This is a genomic window from Corynebacterium sp. LK10, from assembly GCF_008042455.1.
Classification (GTDB): Bacteria; Actinomycetota; Actinomycetes; order Mycobacteriales; family Mycobacteriaceae; genus Corynebacterium; species Corynebacterium jeikeium_D.
In genome coordinates, this window is record NZ_NOVT01000021.1 from 100,124 (window position 1) to 116,437 (window position 16,314).

A 16,314-nucleotide genomic window follows, 5' to 3' on the forward strand; every position below is an offset into this window, starting at 1 on the left:
GCAATCCTATGTTGCGCTATATGCGGTGTGTTAAACGGTGACCAGTTACACTGGCTCTTTGTGGAGATTTGGTATGGCTTGGACAATGCACCCGAAGACCTGGGGGACACGGTCGTAACCATCGGAGTGTTCGATGGTATTCATCTTGGGCATAAGCGCCTGATAGCTGCTGCGGTCAGTGACGCTCGCGCTCGTGGCGTGAAGTCGCTGTTGATGACTTTCGATCCCAATCCCGTAGCGCTGTTTGCCCCGGATAAGGTGCCGCCGGCACTGTCCACCGTGTCCCGTCGCGCCGAGCTGGCAGAAGCGGAGGGAATCGATGCCATGCTTGTCGTGCCTTTCGACAAGAACTTCTCCAGCATCCCCGCAGAAGACTTTGTACGCACCGTTGTCCGCGACAAGCTGAATGCACAGGCCGTCTTCGTTGGCCAGAACTTCACCTATGGGCAGAAGGCCGCAGGTACCGCCGAGACTATGCCGGAGCACGGCTGTAAGTGTGGGGTCGACGTCACCATCGTCGACCTTCTCGACGTCACTGCCGCGGACTCGACCGAACGTGTTTCGTCGACACGTATTCGCGGTTTGCTTGCCGACGGTGCGGTGTCCGCAGCCGCCTCGTGTCTCGGGTACTTCTACCGTGTCGATGGTGATGTTCTTCCAGGTCAGGGGCGTGGAGGAGCGCAGCTGGGCTTTCCGACCGCCAATATTGACTTCGCTGAGGGCCTGGCAATCCCGGCTGATGGTGTCTACGCGGCATGGTTCACGGTTCAGCCGACGGCAGCCCGCCCGGAGCCGGACCCGAAGGGCGATATCGAGTTTGGGGTGCGCTACCCAGCGGCCGTGTCGGTGGGCACTAATGTGACCTTTGGAGACACTGATCGAACGGTCGAGGCCTACGTGATTGACCGTCATGCGGACCTCTACGGCACCGCTGGGCAGGTTGAGTTTGTCGACCGGATTCGCGGCATGGAGAAGTTCGACTCGGTCGAGGAGCTCATTGACCGGATGAACCAGGACGTGGCAGACACCGAAGCCATTTTGGCTAAGACCGATTAGCTGTTAAAGTAAAACGTCGGCTGTGACTGCGGTCCACAAGCAGTTGCGAGGAACCAGTTGCCAGACGCTGTTTGGTTCCGGGAAAGCCGAGAATGTGGACTGAAAAAACGACCATAATTTGATTCAAGGAGTTAGATTTACATGGCTTTGAACACTGCAGAAAAGGCTGAGATTCTCAAGGAGTTCGGCCTGCACGAGACCGACACCGGTTCCCCGGAGGCTCAGGTTGCACTGCTGACCGCACGTATTCGTCAGCTGACCGAGCACCTGAAGTTCCACAAGCACGATCACCACTCCCGTCGTGGTCTGCTGCTGCTGGTCGGTCGCCGCAAGGGCCTGCTGCAGTACCTGCAGGACAACGACGTTGAGCGCTACCGTAAGCTGATCGAGCGCCTGGGTCTGCGTCGCTAAGGTTCTCCTTAAGGTCCTGTTTGTCAGAGCTTCATTGGGGTAAGTTGCTCTGTTAATTCAAGGCTTTTAAGCTTTTTAGACTCGCCGTTTGGGTTTCCATTGGATGGAAGCTCACGGCGGGTCTTTTTTTTTTGATCACTTGTCGTTGTGGTATTCACTCATCGATGCGCTGTAGCGTGGCCACAAGTGAATACCTCATCGACAGGTGGAGGGGCTGATCGAAAGCGTGCGCATAAGTGCCGGGGCACCATCGATAAGACACGGTAATTCGTCGATAAGACACGGTAAACCATCGATGAGTCAAGAAAAGTCATCGATAAGTGCCCCCCGCCCCGCAAACTCCTAGAACCCCGCGTAGGTGCAAGAACCCAGATGCAGTGAGAGATCTCCGATCCGTCCAATACGAGAACTTTCCGCGTTAGCTGGTAGAATGCGTGACGCAAACGAAGTTCATACGATCTTTTACAGGCGACATCGATGATCGCCGCTATTTCTAGGAGTAAGAAACCTATGGCCAACAGCAAGGCTGTTGAATTTTTCTTTGATGAGGATTTCGGTATTACCGAGGCCGTTGCCACCATCGACAATGGTGATTTCGGCACCCGCACCATTCGCTTTGAAACGGGCCAGCTGGCTCGTCAGGCCGATGGTTCGGTGACCACCTACTTGGACGAGGAGACCATGCTCCTGTCCACCGTCACCGCTTCCAACCAGCCCCGCGAGGGCTTTGATTTCTTCCCGCTGACCGTCGACGTTGAAGAGCGTATGTACGCTGCGGGCAAGATTCCGGGTTCGTTCTTCCGCCGTGAGGGCCGCCCGTCTACCGATGCCATCCTGGCATGTCGTCTGATTGACCGTCCGCTGCGTCCGACCTTCGTCAAGGGCCTGCGCAACGAGGTACAGGTTGTTGTCACCGTCATGTCCTGGGATCCGAAGGACCGTTACGACGTTGTCGCAATCAACGGCGCGTCAGCTGCAACTCAGCTTTCCGGGCTGCCGGTTTCCGGCGCTGTCGGTGGCGTCCGCATCGCGCTCGTTGCTGATGACAAGCACCCAGAGGGTGCATGGGTCGCTTTCCCGACCGAGGAGCAGCACGAGCAGGCTCTGTTCGAGATGGTCGTCGCTGGCCGTATCGTCACCCGCAAGCGTCGCGGCAAGAACGTCGAAGATGTCGCCATCATGATGGTGGAGGCCGGAGCAGGGGAGACCGTCGTCAAGCGTATTGCTGACGGTGCACCGGCGCCGACCGAGGACATCGTCGCCGCTGGCCTCGAGGCAGCAAAGCCGCACATCAAGGTTCTGTGTGAGGCACAGAAGGGTCTGGCTGAGCGCGCAGCGAAGGAAACGCAGGAGTTCCCGCTGTTCCCGGCATACAGCGATGAGATTTTTAACGCAGTCGAGAAGAAGTCCGCTAAGAAGCTGGCCAAGCTGCTCACCATTCCGGGTAAGCAGGAACGAGATGACGCCACCAATGAGTACATGGAGGACGTCGAGGGGCAGCTGCTGGAGCGCTTCGTATCCGATGATGTCGACGAGCAAGCTGCATCTAAGCAGATTCGCGCTGCATACAACGCAGTGATGAAGCAGATTGTCCGTGAGAAGATTCTGGCTGAGGGCTTCCGCATCGATGGTCGCGGTGTCACCGACATTCGTGACCTGGGCGTTGAGGTCGGTCTGATTCCGCGTGCCCACGGCTCTTCGCTGTTTGAGCGCGGCGAGACCCAGATTCTGGGTGTCACCACTTTGGATATGCTGAAGATGGAGCAGCAGATTGACTCGCTGACTCCTGTTACCTCCAAGCGCTACATCCACCACTACAACTTCCCGCCGTACTCCACCGGCGAGACCGGTCGTGTTGGCTCTCCGAAGCGCCGCGAGATTGGTCACGGGGCACTGGCTGAGCGCGCTCTGCTGCCGGTCGTGCCGTCCCGCGAGGAATTCCCGTACACCATTCGCCAGGTCTCCGAGGCTCTTGGATCCAATGGTTCGACCTCCATGGGCTCGGTCTGTGCTTCGACTCTGTCGCTGTACAACGCCGGTGTGCCGCTGAAGGCTCCGGTTGCCGGTATCGCCATGGGCCTGGTTTCCGGCGAGGTTGACGGTGAGAACCGCTTCGTCGCACTGACCGATATTCTCGGTGCCGAAGACGCATTCGGTGACATGGACTTCAAGGTCGCTGGTACTGCGGACTTCATTACCGCACTGCAGCTGGACACCAAGCTCGACGGTATTCCGTCGAAGGTTCTGGCCGATGCTCTGTCCCAGGCTCGTGATGCACGTCTGGCCATCCTGTCCACCATGGCTGAGGTCATCGAGTCTCCGGACGAGATGAGTGGTCTCGCTCCGAAGATCACCACCGTTAAGGTTCCGGCTTCGAAGATCGGTGAGCTCATCGGTCCGAAGGGCAAGACCATCAACGGCATCACCGAGGAAACCGGTGCTGATATCTCTATCGAGGACGACGGCACCGTATTTGTCTCGGCAACTTCCGGTAAGGCCGCGGACGCTGCAATCGAGCAGATTAATGCCATTGCTAACCCGCAGCTGCCGAAGGTCGGCGAACGCTACCTGGGCACTGTCGTGAAGACTGTCGCTTTCGGTGCTTTTGTCTCCCTGACTCCGGGCCGTGACGGTCTGATCCACATCTCCAAGCTCGGTGGCGACAAGCGCATCGAGAAGGTCGAGGATGTCATCAATGTCGGCGACAAGATTCAGGTCGAAATCGCTGATATCGACAACCGCGGCAAGATCTCGCTGGTTCCGGTCGAAGACGATTAATGCTTGGCGACGGAGGATGTGCTTTAGGTAGCCTCCAACAACGCGTGTAGCGATGGCGCGGTTAGGTCACAAATTGACCTAACCGCGCTTTTGTTTTGGGTTAATCTCGGGTTTCGAAGGGATTAATTTTCGAACCCACGTGGAAGGTAATTTGCGCATGCAACTTGTCGCGCACGATCATGAATTCATCGACATTGCGGCCGGTGGCTATGTCGCAAGTATTTCCCAGTTCGGTGGTGGACCGAGATCACTGGAGTACTGTGGCCTGCCACTGCTGACTGACTATCCCAAAGGGTTCAATCCACCGTTGTCCGCAGGTACGCTCCTGGCTCCGTGGCCGAACAGGGTCGCTGACGGAGTATTCATCTTTGATGGGGAAGTCCATCGACTAGATATTTCGGAGCCGTCCCGGGCGAATGCTATTCACGGATTTGTTGCAGATCGCGTTTGGTCTGTGGTCGATTCTGATGACAGCAGCGTCACCTTGGGCGTGGAAGTTGAGCCGCAACCGGGCTGGCCTTGGGAACTCGGTATGACCGTGCGCTGGCAAGTCACGTCTGCAGATGGCCTATCGGCGGAGTTCACAGTGCATAATCGCAGCGATAGGGAGTGCCCGTTTGGTCTGGGCTGGCATCCCTATTTAAGCGCGTTGGGCGCTGACTTCGGCAGTTGCACACTACGGTTGCCCGTTGATAACAACCTGCCACTGGAGCCAATTCGAAACTTGCCCGCCGGCCCAGCGGTGCCAGCGGAGACAGTGGTTCCCAGCCTTCGAGAGGGGGTATCCCTGGATGGACTGTGGCTGGATCACTGCTTCTTTGCTGCCGCGGAGGCAGCGGGGAGTCACTCACCGTGCCGTCGTGAAGCACATTTGGTTGGACCAAATGGCAAGGGTGCTGTGCTCTGGGCCGATGATGAATTCCGCTTCTTCCAGGTCTATGTTGCCGACGCTGGACGACGAGAAGGATTTCCTGGGCACGGGAATGCGATTGCGGTGGAGCCAATGACATGTCCGCCGGATGCGCTACGCTCCGGTACCGGTTTGCTGCGAGTTCAGGCTGGAGAGACAACAACTCTTGCCATGGGACTGCGCGCGGAAACGGGCGGAAAATAGTTTTCCCAGCGCAGAAGAGTGCAGCCCCCTCAATCGGGTTAAAACCTTCTTAATTAATTCACCTGGAATTAAGAATGGAAAATACACTTGGGGACGAATGTAAAAGAATAGGTCTTCCTTTTGTTCCGGATAGTGGCTATCTGGCCCCACACTTCGGGGTAGGTCGAGCCACTTTCACGGCCTTGATGGGCGTGCACCAGCCAGGTGCCGAGAAAAAGAAATCCCAATTCGTGCATTTCCTGAATACGTTTTGACTCCCTAATTGTGAGGAGGCCGTCGTGATAGTGGCGCAATCAGCCCTACGGCTCGAGGCATCATGGGTGGATTACTCCATTGTTGCCCTATACTTCCTATTCGTCCTAGGCATTGGCTGGGCTGCACGAGCCAAAGTGTCCAGCTCCATTGACTTCTTCCTCTCTGGGCGCTCACTGCCGGCTTGGGTGACAGGGTTGGCGTTCGTCTCAGCCAACCTAGGCGCAGTGGAAATCGTCGGTATGTCCGCAAATGGTGTGGAATACGGTTTCCAGACCATGCACTACTTCTGGATTGGTGCGGTTCCCGCCATGGTGTTCCTGGGCATTGTCATGATGCCCTTTTACTATGGCTCCAAGGTTCGCTCAGTACCAGAATTCATGCTGCGTCGTTTTGGTCCCGGAGCGCACCTTGTCAACGCGATTTCATTCGCCGTCGCGCAGCTGCTCATCGCGGGTATCAACCTTTTGCTGCTGGCCAAAGTGGTCAATGCGCTACTCGGCTGGCCACTGTGGCTGACATTGGTCGTCGCTGCAGTCATTGTGCTGTCCTACATCACGTTGGGCGGACTGTCCGCAGCGATTTACAACGAGGTACTTCAGTTCTTCGTGATTGTCGCAGCTCTAATGCCACTGACTCTAATCGGTCTGCACAGCGTCGGCGGCTGGTCGGGGCTTAAGGAAAAAGTTGCCACTGAATCGCACTTCCACACCTGGCCGGGCACGGATATTTCTGGTTTTGACAACCCGGTAGTTTCAGTCATCGGATTGGTATTCGGTTTGGGATTCGTGCTGTCCTTTGGCTATTGGACAACGAACTTCGTGGAGGTTCAGCGATCCATGGCAGCCGATTCGCTGTCGGCCGCACGCAAGACTCCAATTATCGGCGCGTTTCCAAAGATGTTCATTCCGTTCATCGTGGTGCTGCCGGGCATGATCGCCGGCGCGACTGTCGCACCCATCATGGATCAGACTGCCAAGCCTAACGACGCAATTCTGTACCTAATGAGAGATTTGCTTCCCAACGGCCTGCTGGGCATCGCTATTGCAGGGCTACTAGCAGCCTTTATGGCAGGTATGGCGGCGAATATCTCCGCGTTCAACACAGTCTTTAGCTACGACATTTGGCAGACCTACGTCGTCAAAAATCGAGCAGATGATTACTACCTCAAGGTTGGTCGTATCGCTACCATTGGCGCGACCGGCATCGCAGTGTTCACCGCATTGATTGCCGATAATTTCGGCAACGTCATGGACTACCTGCAGACGCTATTCGGCTTCTTCAACGCACCGTTGTTCGCTACCTTCCTTATCGGTATGTTCTGGAAGCGCATGACGCCGACAGCAGGTTGGACGTCTCTGCTCGCAGGAACGGGTGCTGCGATTTTGTACTGGTACATCTCCGAGTTCACGTCGGCAAGCGCAACCATCTTTGAGCTGCCGGGGCAAGGCACTGCGTTCGCTGCCGCCTCCGTGGCATTCGTCGTCGATATTGTGGTGGCTGTGGTCGTTTCGCTCATGACAACGCCGAAACCCGATGAGGAGCTGGTGGGCTTCGTCAAGTCCGTCACGCCGAAGGCTCACTTCACAGACGCTGCTGAGGCAGAGCTGCCATTGTTACAGCGAACTGTTCCGCTGGGTATTTTGTGCCTGGTGATGGCCGTAGTTCTTAACATCGTTTTCGCATAGGAGCTAGTGAGAAATCATGTCACGGACACACAACAATTCAACTGTAGAAGCGACTATCAGCACCGGTAATAAGAAAGCAGGTGCCTTTGACATTCGCAATGTCATTGGGGCGCTGCTTGGTCTTTACGGCATCATTTTGCTGCTGTCGTGGCTGTTCCTCGATCCTGGAGTTAACCCGGAGACCAGTGTTGCCAAAGAGCCGATGTATAACCTGTACAGCGGCATAGCCCTGCTTCTCTTTGCAATCGTTTTCTATGCCTGGGCAAAACTGCGCCCAACGGTTGTCGAAGAATCATAAGGAGTAAAAATGACAACCGATGACCAGCCTTCTCACGCTTTTTCGGTAACGCGCACTACGCTTGCCGACGGTCGCGAGCTAATCTACTTCGACGATGAACCGGACTATGTCTCGGGCAAAAAGACTCGAAAGTTAACCGACGAACGTGATTTGCCACAGGCGATTACGGAGTCGGAGCTGCGCCAAGATCCGCTGACAGGTGATTGGTACTGCTACGCGGCGCACCGCATGAACCGCACCTTTATGCCTCCTGCTGGTGAGAACCCACTAGCTCCGACGCTGCCGGAACAACTTCCCACAGAGGTGCCTGCCAGTGACTACGACGTGGTGGTTTTTGAAAACCGCTTCCCTTCGCTTTCCATGCACATGGAAGTTCCGGATGACTTTGCCCAAACTGTCGACGGCGCCGAGATTTTCCCGCGGAAGCCGGCCTTGGCTCGGTGTGAGGTTGTCTGCTTTACCCCGAATGTTTCGGACTCCTTCCGGGATCTGACCTTTACTCGTGCTCGCACCGTTATTGAAGCGTGGGCGCACCGCACTGCGGAACTCAGCAAGCTCGAAGGTGTGAGGTTGGTGTTCCCCTTTGAAAACAGGGGCAAGGAAATTGGGGTAACGCTGCAGCATCCTCATGGGCAGATTTACTCGTACCCGTATCTGCCCCCACGTGCGGCAGCCATTGTTTCACGCGCGAAAGCCCACTTCGAAACCACCGGTCGTGACCTCTTTGAGGATGTCCTGGAGGCCGAAAAGGCTTCAGGTCGACGGATCATCGCAGAAGGGGAGTACTTCACCGCATTCGTCCCAGCTGCAGCTAAGTGGCCAGTCGAAGTCATGATTATGGCTAACCGCGCTGTCGGTGGTTTTCAGGAGCTGACCGATGCGGAGAAGGACGAACTGACAGCAATGTATCTTGACCTGCTGCGACGTATTGACCGATTCTTCCCCGGCATCGACAAAACGCCGTACATCGCAGCATGGAACCAAGCTCCGGTAGGCGAGGATCACCAGTTTGGCCGCCTCCACCTGCAGCTCTATTCCATGATGCGCTCTGCAGGACGCATGAAGTTCCTCGCGGGTTCAGAGTCCGGGCAAGGAGCCTGGATTTCGGACACGACCCCGGAGGCAATCGCTGACCGCTTCCGGGAAGTTGGCCAGACTCGCTGGCTTCCCACTCGCTCCCATAAACAGGCGGTATCTGACGTAACTGAGCAATTCCGCCGCAGTTTCGGTTCGGAACCACAGGGCGTCTTCCGCGCCCCAGGCAGAGTCAACCTGATTGGCGAGCATGTCGATTATGCCGGTGGTATCTGTCTGCCATTCGCGTTGGCACAGAGTACTTTCGCAGCGGTGGGTGCCCAGGCTGCTGGTGACTCGTGGACAGTGCGAGTTGTTTCGGACTTGATGGACAAGGACGACGTCGCAGACGGTGACAAGCCGGTTGCTATCGCAATGTCCGATGTCGGTCCGAACTCTCCTGCAAATTGGACGGGATACGCAGTTGGCACTATCTGGGCTATGCGTGAGGCAGGGCTGTTGCCCGCGGATTGTCCAAGCCTTGACATTGCGATTTCCTCCGATGTTCCGATCGGTTCCGGGCTCTCCAGCTCCGCCGCTCTGGAGTGTTCTGTCGGCGTTGCAGCCTTTGAGCTCGTCCACGGGCGCGCACCAAACGATGAAGAGCAGCAGGGAATTGTTGAGGCGGCTATCCGCGCAGAAAATGAGGTCATTGGTGCCTCTACCGGCGGTCTGGATCAGCGTATTTCCATCAAGGGCAAGGAAAACCACGCACTGGTGATTGATTTTGCGAAGAGTTCTGACCAGCTTGTAAAGGCTGCTTTCGCAGACGAGGACCTAGAGGTTTTGGTAATCAACACCAACGTTCGGCATAGTCTCTCGGATGGTCAGTATGCGACGCGTCGCGGAATCATCGATGCCGTGACAAATGGTCTTGGGGTATCTGATTTCCGCGGTCTGGATGATGCAGTTGGTGCTGCTATCAATTGGGCGAAGGAGAACGTCCCAGCTGAGGCAGATAGGGATCAATGGGTTGATACCGTGGCGCGCCGAGTACGTCACGTTGTTACCGAAATTGACCGGACGGCACAGGCGATTGAAAAGCTTTCCGAGGGGGACTTCGAGGCCTTTGGCACGTTGATGGTGGCAAGCCATCTTTCGCTGAGGAATGACTACGAAGTTTCCTGTCCAGAGCTGGATCTTGCTGTGAACGTAGCGCTTGAGCAGGGGGCGCTTGGTGCCCGAATGACTGGCGGTGGCTTTGGCGGCAGTGCCATTGCGCTGCTGCCACACGACCGTGTCAGTGCTGCAGCGAATGCAGTTGCGTCGGCCTTCCGTGACAGAGGAATGCCGGAACCGGAGTTTTTCGTTGGAAATCCCGGGCCGGGAGCAAGCCGCCTAGTTTAGGCGGTATTCCCCCCCCGGTCTTGGGGGGGGCTACTGTAATGCAATCTTCTTCCGCTGCGGCTTGAGCAGCGTGGTGAGGAAGATTAGCACCACGGCAAATCCCGCGGCGGTAAACATCGCAATGCTATAGCCACGAATCAAGTCGTCGGCGGCAGGAGCTGCTGCACCAGTGCCGGACAGGCCAGTGGCAATAACAGCTGACAGCGCCACAAACAGTGCGGTACCGACAGCGCCGGCAACCTGCTGTAGCGTGTTCATGATTGCTGAGCCATCCGGGTAGAGGCGCTTCGGAAGATCACCAAGACCGAATGTGAACAGCGGAGTAAACAGCAGCCCCAGGCCAATCTCAAGGACGATGTGGCAGGCGACAATCCACCATAGCGGAGTCGATGCTGAGATGAAGCCGAGCCCGAAAAGACCGAGGGCAAGGACAATGGAGCCGGGAATTGCCAGTGGGCGCGGACCATAGCTGTCAAAGAGCCGGCCGACAGCCGGTCCCATCAGACCCATAACCAGTGGACCAGGCATCACAATCAAACCAATAGTCTTGACGTCGACACCTCGCAGATTGAGGTAGAGCGGCAAAATGATGATCACACCGAACATCAGCATGAAACCAATGGTCAGAATGATTGTGGACAGCCTAAAGCTCTTTGTGCGGAAGGTTCGAAGATCCAGCAGAGCTCGGTTGTGCGGTGCCAAACGGCGCTGGCGCATGATGAAGAACACCAACAGCACGATGCCGACTGCGCACAGGATTCCGTCGATAAGCGAAAACTCTGCGCCCACGCGGCTCAGCGCGTACACCAGCGGACCGAATGCGCCGGCACTGAGGAACACCGAGAGGATATCGATGGACTTCGCGGAGTTTTCCTCAATATTGGGAACGAGAATGACACCCACTACCAGCACAATTAGGCCGAGCGGCAACATCGTGTCGAAAAGCGCATGCCAATTGTTATTGGCAATCTCCAGAATGAGACCGGAGATGGTCGGTCCGATAGCAGGCGCGACAGCGATGACCACGCTCATTCGTCCCATCATGCGCCCGCGCTCATGCTCCGGTACTACGTTGAGCACCGTGGTCATCAGCAGCGGCAGCAGCACTGCGGTACCGGACGCTTGGACAATGCGTGCGAGCAGAACGATCGCGAAGTTTGGCGCGAAAGCACCGATGAGAGTGCCCACGACGAATAGTCCTTGACTGACCGCGAAAAGAATGCGGAACGGCACTGCCGAAATGAGAAATCCAGTGACCGGAATGACAACTGCCATGGTCAGTAGGAACGATGTTGTCAGCCAGCCTGCGGTAGCTGCGCTGATTCCGAGGTCCGCCTTGACGACGGGAATTGCGACGCTCATGACCGTCTCGTTCAAGATAGCCATGAATGCCGCAGCTAGTAGCACGTAAATGGCCATATAAGCACTTTTGGGCGCATCGGCCTGTGGTGCCTCCGAACTTGGGCTGAGTTCGGAATCTTCAGATTCAGAAACCAATTGAAGTCTCTTTCTATATATCGGTACAGAAATAGGTAATTGTCGAAGATATGGAATCTTAGCGCAACAAAAACCCCGTCGTAAGTCGACAAAAAGGCAAAGCGGACGGGGGCATTGGCACACAAGTTGGCCAACACATTCTAAGGTAAGGGAGAAAGATAAACCCGTTGGGAAAGGACAATAGCTGTGAGCAATATCAAGGTCGGCGTACTTGGCGCCAAGGGCAAGGTAGGGTCCACCATCTGCGAGGCAGTCGAAGCCGCCGACGATTTGGAGCTGGCAGCGGGTCTCGACTCTGGCGATGACCTGAATGAACTTGTCACCGCTGGTGTGCAGACCATTGTTGACTTTACTCAGCCCGACGCTGTGATGGGCAATCTTGAGTTCTGCATTAAGAATGGCATCAACGCCGTCGTGGGTACTACGGGTTTTACCAAGGAGCGCCTCGATCAGGTGCAGCGCTGGCTTGACGACGCCGCCGGTGAGGCCAATGTTCTTATTGCACCGAACTTCGCAATCTCCGCGGTACTGACGATGAAGATGGCGGAGCTAGCCGCTCCGTACTTCGATTCCGCTGAAGTTATCGAAATGCACCACCCTTTTAAGAAGGATGCCCCCTCGGGCACCGCTATCCACACTGCTGAGGCTATTGCTCGTGCTCGCAAGGAAGCCGGCATGGGGGAGCAGCCGGACGCCACTGAGCAAACTCTCGATGGTGCTCGCGGTGCTGAGGTCGAGGGCATTCCGGTGCACGCAGTCCGTATGACCGGTTCGGTGGCTCACGAGACCGTTATCTTTGGTGCAGAAGGGCAGTCGCTCACCATCAAGCAGGACTCCTACTCGCGCACCAGCTTCGTACCAGGCGTTCTGCTGGGTGTGCGCAAGATTGAGGATTTTCCGGGCCTGACTGTGGGACTGGAGCCGTTCCTGGGACTTTAATGGCCGGGAGTTAACTGAAAATGTCTGAAAATGTCACTCTCAAGGCGCAGCTAATCGCCGCGACCAACTTCTTCCCGCCGGAGGACATCGACTTTGATACCGATGCCGATGGTGGGGAAGCATTGATTGAGTTCTCCGGCAGGGCTTGTTATGAAACGTGGGACAAGCCCAATCCACGAACGGCGACGAATAGGGGATATCTGCGACATGTGCTTGAGGTAGGCCACACCTCACTTTTTGAACACGCAAGTGCAAGCATCTATGTTCGTGGGCTGTCGCGCTCGTGTGCACATGAACTCACACGGCACCGCCACTTTTCCTTTTCGCAGTTGTCGCAGCGGTTTGTGCCGGCCAGTTCCAACAATGTTGTGGTTCCTCCCGCAATTGCGGAGGACCCGGATCTGTTGCGAGTTTTCGAAAGCGCGGTTGATCAGTCCCGTTTCGCCTATGGTGAGTTATTAGACGCACTGGAAGAGAAGTGGGCCGACGAGCCCAACGCTATCTTGCGGCGAAAGCAGGCACGCCAGGCAGCCCGGGCGGTTTTGCCCAATGCCACCGAAACTCGAATCGTGGTTACTGGTAATTTCCGGTCTTGGCGCCACTTCATTTCGATGCGTGCGACTGAGCATGCCGATGCTGAAATTCGGGAGTTGGCAGTGGCTTGCCTGCGGGAGCTGCAGCGCTGTGCTCCTGTTGCTTTTGGGGATTTTGAGATTAACACTCTGAAGGATGGGTCGGTCGTCGCGTCGAGTCCTTACGCCTTCGAGGGGTAATCGCACGTACAGTGTGAAGATATAGTCGATTGAGATTTTTAAGAAAAGGTAGTCAACAATGAGCACAGGAATTGCGTCAACTCGCGGTGCTGACATTTTCGGCACCGTCGCCGTAGCTATGGTGACCCCTTTTGATAAGGACGGAAACCTCGATGTCAAGGCGGGTGTGCAGCTCGCTGGTCATCTTGTAGACGGTGGCTGCGATGCACTCATTCTGGCCGGTACTACCGGCGAGTCGCCTACTACGACGGTTGAGGAAAAGCTTGAGCTTCTCCGAGCTGTCCGTGCAGAGATGGGTGACGAGGTTAAGCTCGTGGCCGGTGCCGGCACCAATGACACGGCCGGGTCCATCGAGCTGGCAAAGGCTTCTGTGGAGGCGGGCGCGGATGCGCTGCTCGTCGTCACGCCGTATTACTCCAAGCCGTCCCAGGAGGGGCTGTACCGTCACTTTACGGCAGTGGCTGACGCAACCGAGGCGCCGGTGTGTCTGTATGACATTCCACCGCGTTCGGTTATTCCGATTGAAGTTGATACCATTTACCGGTTGGCGGAGCACCCGAGAATCCAGGCTGTTAAGGACGCCAAGGGGGATTTGGGAGCTGCCGCCGGCATTATCGCTAATACTGATTTGGCGTGGTACTCCGGTGACGATGTGCTGAACCTTCCGTGGCTGTCTATTGGCGCCACCGGGTTTATTTCCGTTATTGGACATGCAGCCCCGCAGCTGCTGGCTGAGGTGCGCTCTTGCTTTGACAAGGGAGACCTTGCTGGTGCGCAGGCTGCCCACGCGAAGATGACTCCGCTGTTTGCCGCTCAGGCTGCACTTGGCGGTGTAAGTTTTGCTAAATCCGCTCTGCGTCTGCAGGGCATTGAGATAGGAGATCCACGCTTGCCGCAAATTGCAGCAAATGACCAGCAGCTTGAGGTGCTTGAAGAAGCTATGCGGAAGGCAGGTGTTCTGTAGTGGCTGAAGGACGCAATCGCGCCCGCAAGGTAACTCGTAAGGCTGGTCCGCCTTCCGAGTCCGACGTGGCTGCAGCAGAGCAGTCCAATAACTCTGCATCCAAGGGTTCCGACAAGGGTGGAGCTAAATCCAACGGCTCGAAGTCCTCGCAGCGTTCCGGTGAGCGTAAGAACTCCGGTAACGCTAAGAAGTCCCAAGGTTCCTCGAATTCTTCCAACCGCGGTTCCCGCGGTGGTCGCGGTGGCCGTGGAGGTAATCGCGGAAATAGTTCGAGGGGTGGCCGTGGCGGACGCGGTGGCAACCGTCGTAACGTAGTCCAGTCGATGCAGGGTGCGGACTTGACCCAGCGTCTTCCTGCACCGCCGAAGGCCCCCAAGGACGGCCTGCGCGTGGTTGCACTGGGCGGTATTTCCGAAATCGGTCGCAATATGACCGTGTTGGAGTACAAGAACCGCCTGATCATCGTCGACTGCGGCGTGCTGTTCCCGAGCTCGGATGAGCCGGGTGTTGACCTGATCCTGCCTGACTTCTCCTACATGGAAGACAAGTGGGATCGCGTGGAAGCTCTCGTGGTCACCCACGGTCACGAGGACCACATCGGTGCTATCCCTTGGTTGCTCAAGCAGCGCGCGGACATCCCGATTATTGCTTCTCGCTTTACCCTGGCACTGATTCAGGCCAAGACACAGGAACACCGTCAGCGCCCGAAGGTCATCGAGGTCAACGACACCAGCCACATTCAGCGTGGCCCGTTCGATCTGCGTTTCTTCAATGTCAACCACTCGATTCCGGAGTGCCTTGGCATCGTCATTAAGACCGGAGCCGGCATGGTCGTCCACACCGGTGACGTGAAGATGGATCAGACCCCGCCGGACGGAAAGCCGACTGACCTGCCGGCGCTGAGCCGCTACGGTGATGAGGGAATCGACCTCTTCTTGTGTGAGTCCACCAACGCTACGATTCCGGGCTTCTCGGGATCCGAGGCGGAGCTGGCTCCAACTCTGCGCCGTCTGATTATGGATGCCAAGCAGCGCGTTATCGTCGCGGCCTTCGCATCGAATGTTTACCGCGTGCAGGCGGTCATCGACGCAGCTGTTAAGGCTGGCCGCAAGGTTGCCTTCAACGGTCGCTCTATGATTCGCAACATGCGCATCGCGCAGGAATTGGGGCTGCTGACCGCTCCGGAAAATACCATTGTGGAAATGAACGAGGCCGCTCGCATGGCGCCCCACAAGGTCGTGCTGGTGACTACCGGTACGCAGGGTGAGCCAATGGCTGCGCTGTCTCGCATGGCCCGCCGTGAGCACCGTCAGATCACCGTCCGTGATGGCGACCTGATTATCCTCAGTTCTTCGCTGGTACCCGGTAACGAAGAGGCAGTCTTCGGCGTTATCAACATGCTGGCCCAAATTGGTGCCACGGTTATCACCGGTAAGGATGCGAAGGTTCACACCTCCGGTCACGGCTTTGCCGGCGAGCTGCTGTTCCTCTACAACGCAGCTCGTCCGTCGAACGTCATGCCGATTCACGGTGAGTGGCGCCACCTCCGTGCCAACAAGGAGCTGGCTGTGTCCACTGGCGTGAAGCCAGAGAACGTTGTCCTGGCTCAGAACGGTGTGGTAGTCGACCTCGTTGATGGCCGCGCTCGTGTAGTTGGCCAGGTTCCGGTCGGTAACCTCTACGTCGATGGCGTCACCATGGGTGACGTCGACGCTGACGTGCTGGCAGACCGTGCTGAAATGCGTGAAGGTGGTGTTATCACCGTCACAGCCGTCATTGATAACCGCACTGGCCGCCCGTTGGAGAAGCCACGGGCTCAGGCTCGCGGTTACTCGGACGACGCCAAGGAAGTGCTCGAAACCGTCGAGCAGGTCGTTGACGATACTCTCTTTGACCTGGCTGGCAGTGGCGAGAACAACCCGTACCGTATGGCTCAGGAAGTTCGTCGCCGCACCGAGCGTGTCATTAACCAGAAGTGGCGTCGCAGCCCGATGGTTGTTCCGACAATCGTGCCGATGTCCTCTGAGGCAGCCGAAGAGGTTACCGATGAGGAAATCCAGGAGTCGCGCGAAAGTATCTAAATTTCTAGAGCGTCTTTTAGCGTAAGAGCCCGCATCCACCTA

12 protein-coding genes are annotated in these 16,314 nt (G+C 56.7%); 11 read left to right on the forward strand and 1 reads right to left on the reverse strand.

Going from position 1 to position 16,314, the window contains the following annotated elements; translation table 11 throughout:
• Positions 1 to 60 precede the first annotated feature (60 nt).
• From CHU70_RS09065 to galK, 7 genes are all read left to right on the forward strand, one after another.
• Complete coding sequence (locus CHU70_RS09065) at positions 61 to 1,056, forward strand: bifunctional riboflavin kinase/FAD synthetase (protein ID WP_042388641.1); 996 nt, start codon at positions 61 to 63, stop codon at positions 1,054 to 1,056.
• 141 nt (positions 1,057 to 1,197) lie between these two features.
• Positions 1,198 to 1,467 carry a 30S ribosomal protein S15 gene (gene rpsO, locus CHU70_RS09070; protein WP_016422594.1) on the forward strand — a complete coding sequence of 90 codons (270 nt, stop codon included), beginning with the start codon at positions 1,198 to 1,200 and terminating at the stop codon, positions 1,465 to 1,467.
• Between the two features lie 510 nt (positions 1,468 to 1,977).
• Positions 1,978 to 4,245 carry a polyribonucleotide nucleotidyltransferase gene (locus CHU70_RS09075; protein ID WP_048733516.1) on the forward strand — a complete coding sequence of 756 codons (2,268 nt, stop codon included), beginning with the start codon at positions 1,978 to 1,980 and terminating at the stop codon, positions 4,243 to 4,245.
• Positions 4,246 to 4,402: 157 nt separating this feature from the next.
• Positions 4,403 to 5,359 (forward strand): aldose 1-epimerase family protein, encoded by a 957-nt coding sequence (locus CHU70_RS09080; RefSeq protein WP_049170826.1) that lies wholly within the window; start codon positions 4,403 to 4,405, stop codon positions 5,357 to 5,359.
• A gap of 278 nt (positions 5,360 to 5,637) precedes the next feature.
• A complete protein-coding gene (locus tag CHU70_RS09085) occupies positions 5,638 to 7,299 on the forward strand; it encodes a sodium:solute symporter family protein (RefSeq protein WP_172954607.1) in 1,662 nt (553 codons plus the stop codon).
• Positions 7,300 to 7,315: 16 nt separating this feature from the next.
• Complete coding sequence (locus CHU70_RS09090; RefSeq protein WP_049170832.1) at positions 7,316 to 7,597, forward strand: hypothetical protein; 282 nt, start codon at positions 7,316 to 7,318, stop codon at positions 7,595 to 7,597.
• A 9-nt stretch (positions 7,598 to 7,606) separates the two neighbouring features.
• Positions 7,607 to 10,018, forward strand: coding sequence for a galactokinase (gene galK / locus CHU70_RS11515; RefSeq protein ID WP_147719063.1), 2,412 nt, complete (start codon positions 7,607 to 7,609; stop codon positions 10,016 to 10,018).
• A 30-nt stretch (positions 10,019 to 10,048) separates the two neighbouring features.
• On the opposite strand, the gene CHU70_RS09100 is transcribed toward galK, so the two are convergent.
• A complete protein-coding gene (locus tag CHU70_RS09100) occupies positions 10,049 to 11,437 on the reverse strand; it encodes an MDR family MFS transporter (RefSeq protein ID WP_224784239.1) in 1,389 nt (462 codons plus the stop codon).
• A 264-nt stretch (positions 11,438 to 11,701) separates the two neighbouring features.
• Between CHU70_RS09100 and dapB the strand changes: the two genes are divergently transcribed.
• From dapB to CHU70_RS09120, 4 genes are read left to right on the forward strand one after another with little or no spacing between them, the layout of a single operon-like run.
• Entirely contained in the window at positions 11,702 to 12,454 is a 753-nt protein-coding gene (dapB, locus tag CHU70_RS09105; protein WP_049170836.1) for a 4-hydroxy-tetrahydrodipicolinate reductase, read from the forward strand.
• Between the two features lie 20 nt (positions 12,455 to 12,474).
• Entirely contained in the window at positions 12,475 to 13,227 is a 753-nt protein-coding gene (gene thyX, locus CHU70_RS09110) for an FAD-dependent thymidylate synthase (RefSeq protein WP_049170838.1), read from the forward strand.
• A gap of 58 nt (positions 13,228 to 13,285) precedes the next feature.
• A complete protein-coding gene (dapA, locus tag CHU70_RS09115; RefSeq protein ID WP_049170841.1) occupies positions 13,286 to 14,191 on the forward strand; it encodes a 4-hydroxy-tetrahydrodipicolinate synthase in 906 nt (301 codons plus the stop codon).
• The gene (locus tag CHU70_RS09120) at positions 14,191 to 16,272 is read left to right on the forward strand and encodes a ribonuclease J (protein ID WP_070595171.1); all 2,082 of its coding nucleotides are present in this window, start codon (positions 14,191 to 14,193) and stop codon (positions 16,270 to 16,272) included. The genes dapA and CHU70_RS09120 overlap by 1 nt, the downstream gene beginning before the upstream one ends.
• Positions 16,273 to 16,314: the final 42 nt, after the last annotated feature.

Coding starts and splice junctions, on each gene's coding strand:
- CHU70_RS09080 (WP_049170826.1), top strand. CDS start 4,403: ATGCAACTTGTCGCGCACGATCATGAATTCATCGACATTGCGGCCGGT.
- galK (WP_147719063.1), top strand. CDS start 7,607: ATGACAACCGATGACCAGCCTTCTCACGCTTTTTCGGTAACGCGCACT.
- rpsO (WP_016422594.1), top strand. CDS start 1,198: ATGGCTTTGAACACTGCAGAAAAGGCTGAGATTCTCAAGGAGTTCGGC.
- CHU70_RS09075 (WP_048733516.1), top strand. CDS start 1,978: ATGGCCAACAGCAAGGCTGTTGAATTTTTCTTTGATGAGGATTTCGGT.
- dapA (WP_049170841.1), top strand. CDS start 13,286: ATGAGCACAGGAATTGCGTCAACTCGCGGTGCTGACATTTTCGGCACC.
- CHU70_RS09090 (WP_049170832.1), top strand. CDS start 7,316: ATGTCACGGACACACAACAATTCAACTGTAGAAGCGACTATCAGCACC.
- thyX (WP_049170838.1), top strand. CDS start 12,475: ATGTCTGAAAATGTCACTCTCAAGGCGCAGCTAATCGCCGCGACCAAC.
- CHU70_RS09100 (WP_224784239.1), bottom strand. CDS start 11,437: ATGGCCATTTACGTGCTACTAGCTGCGGCATTCATGGCTATCTTGAAC.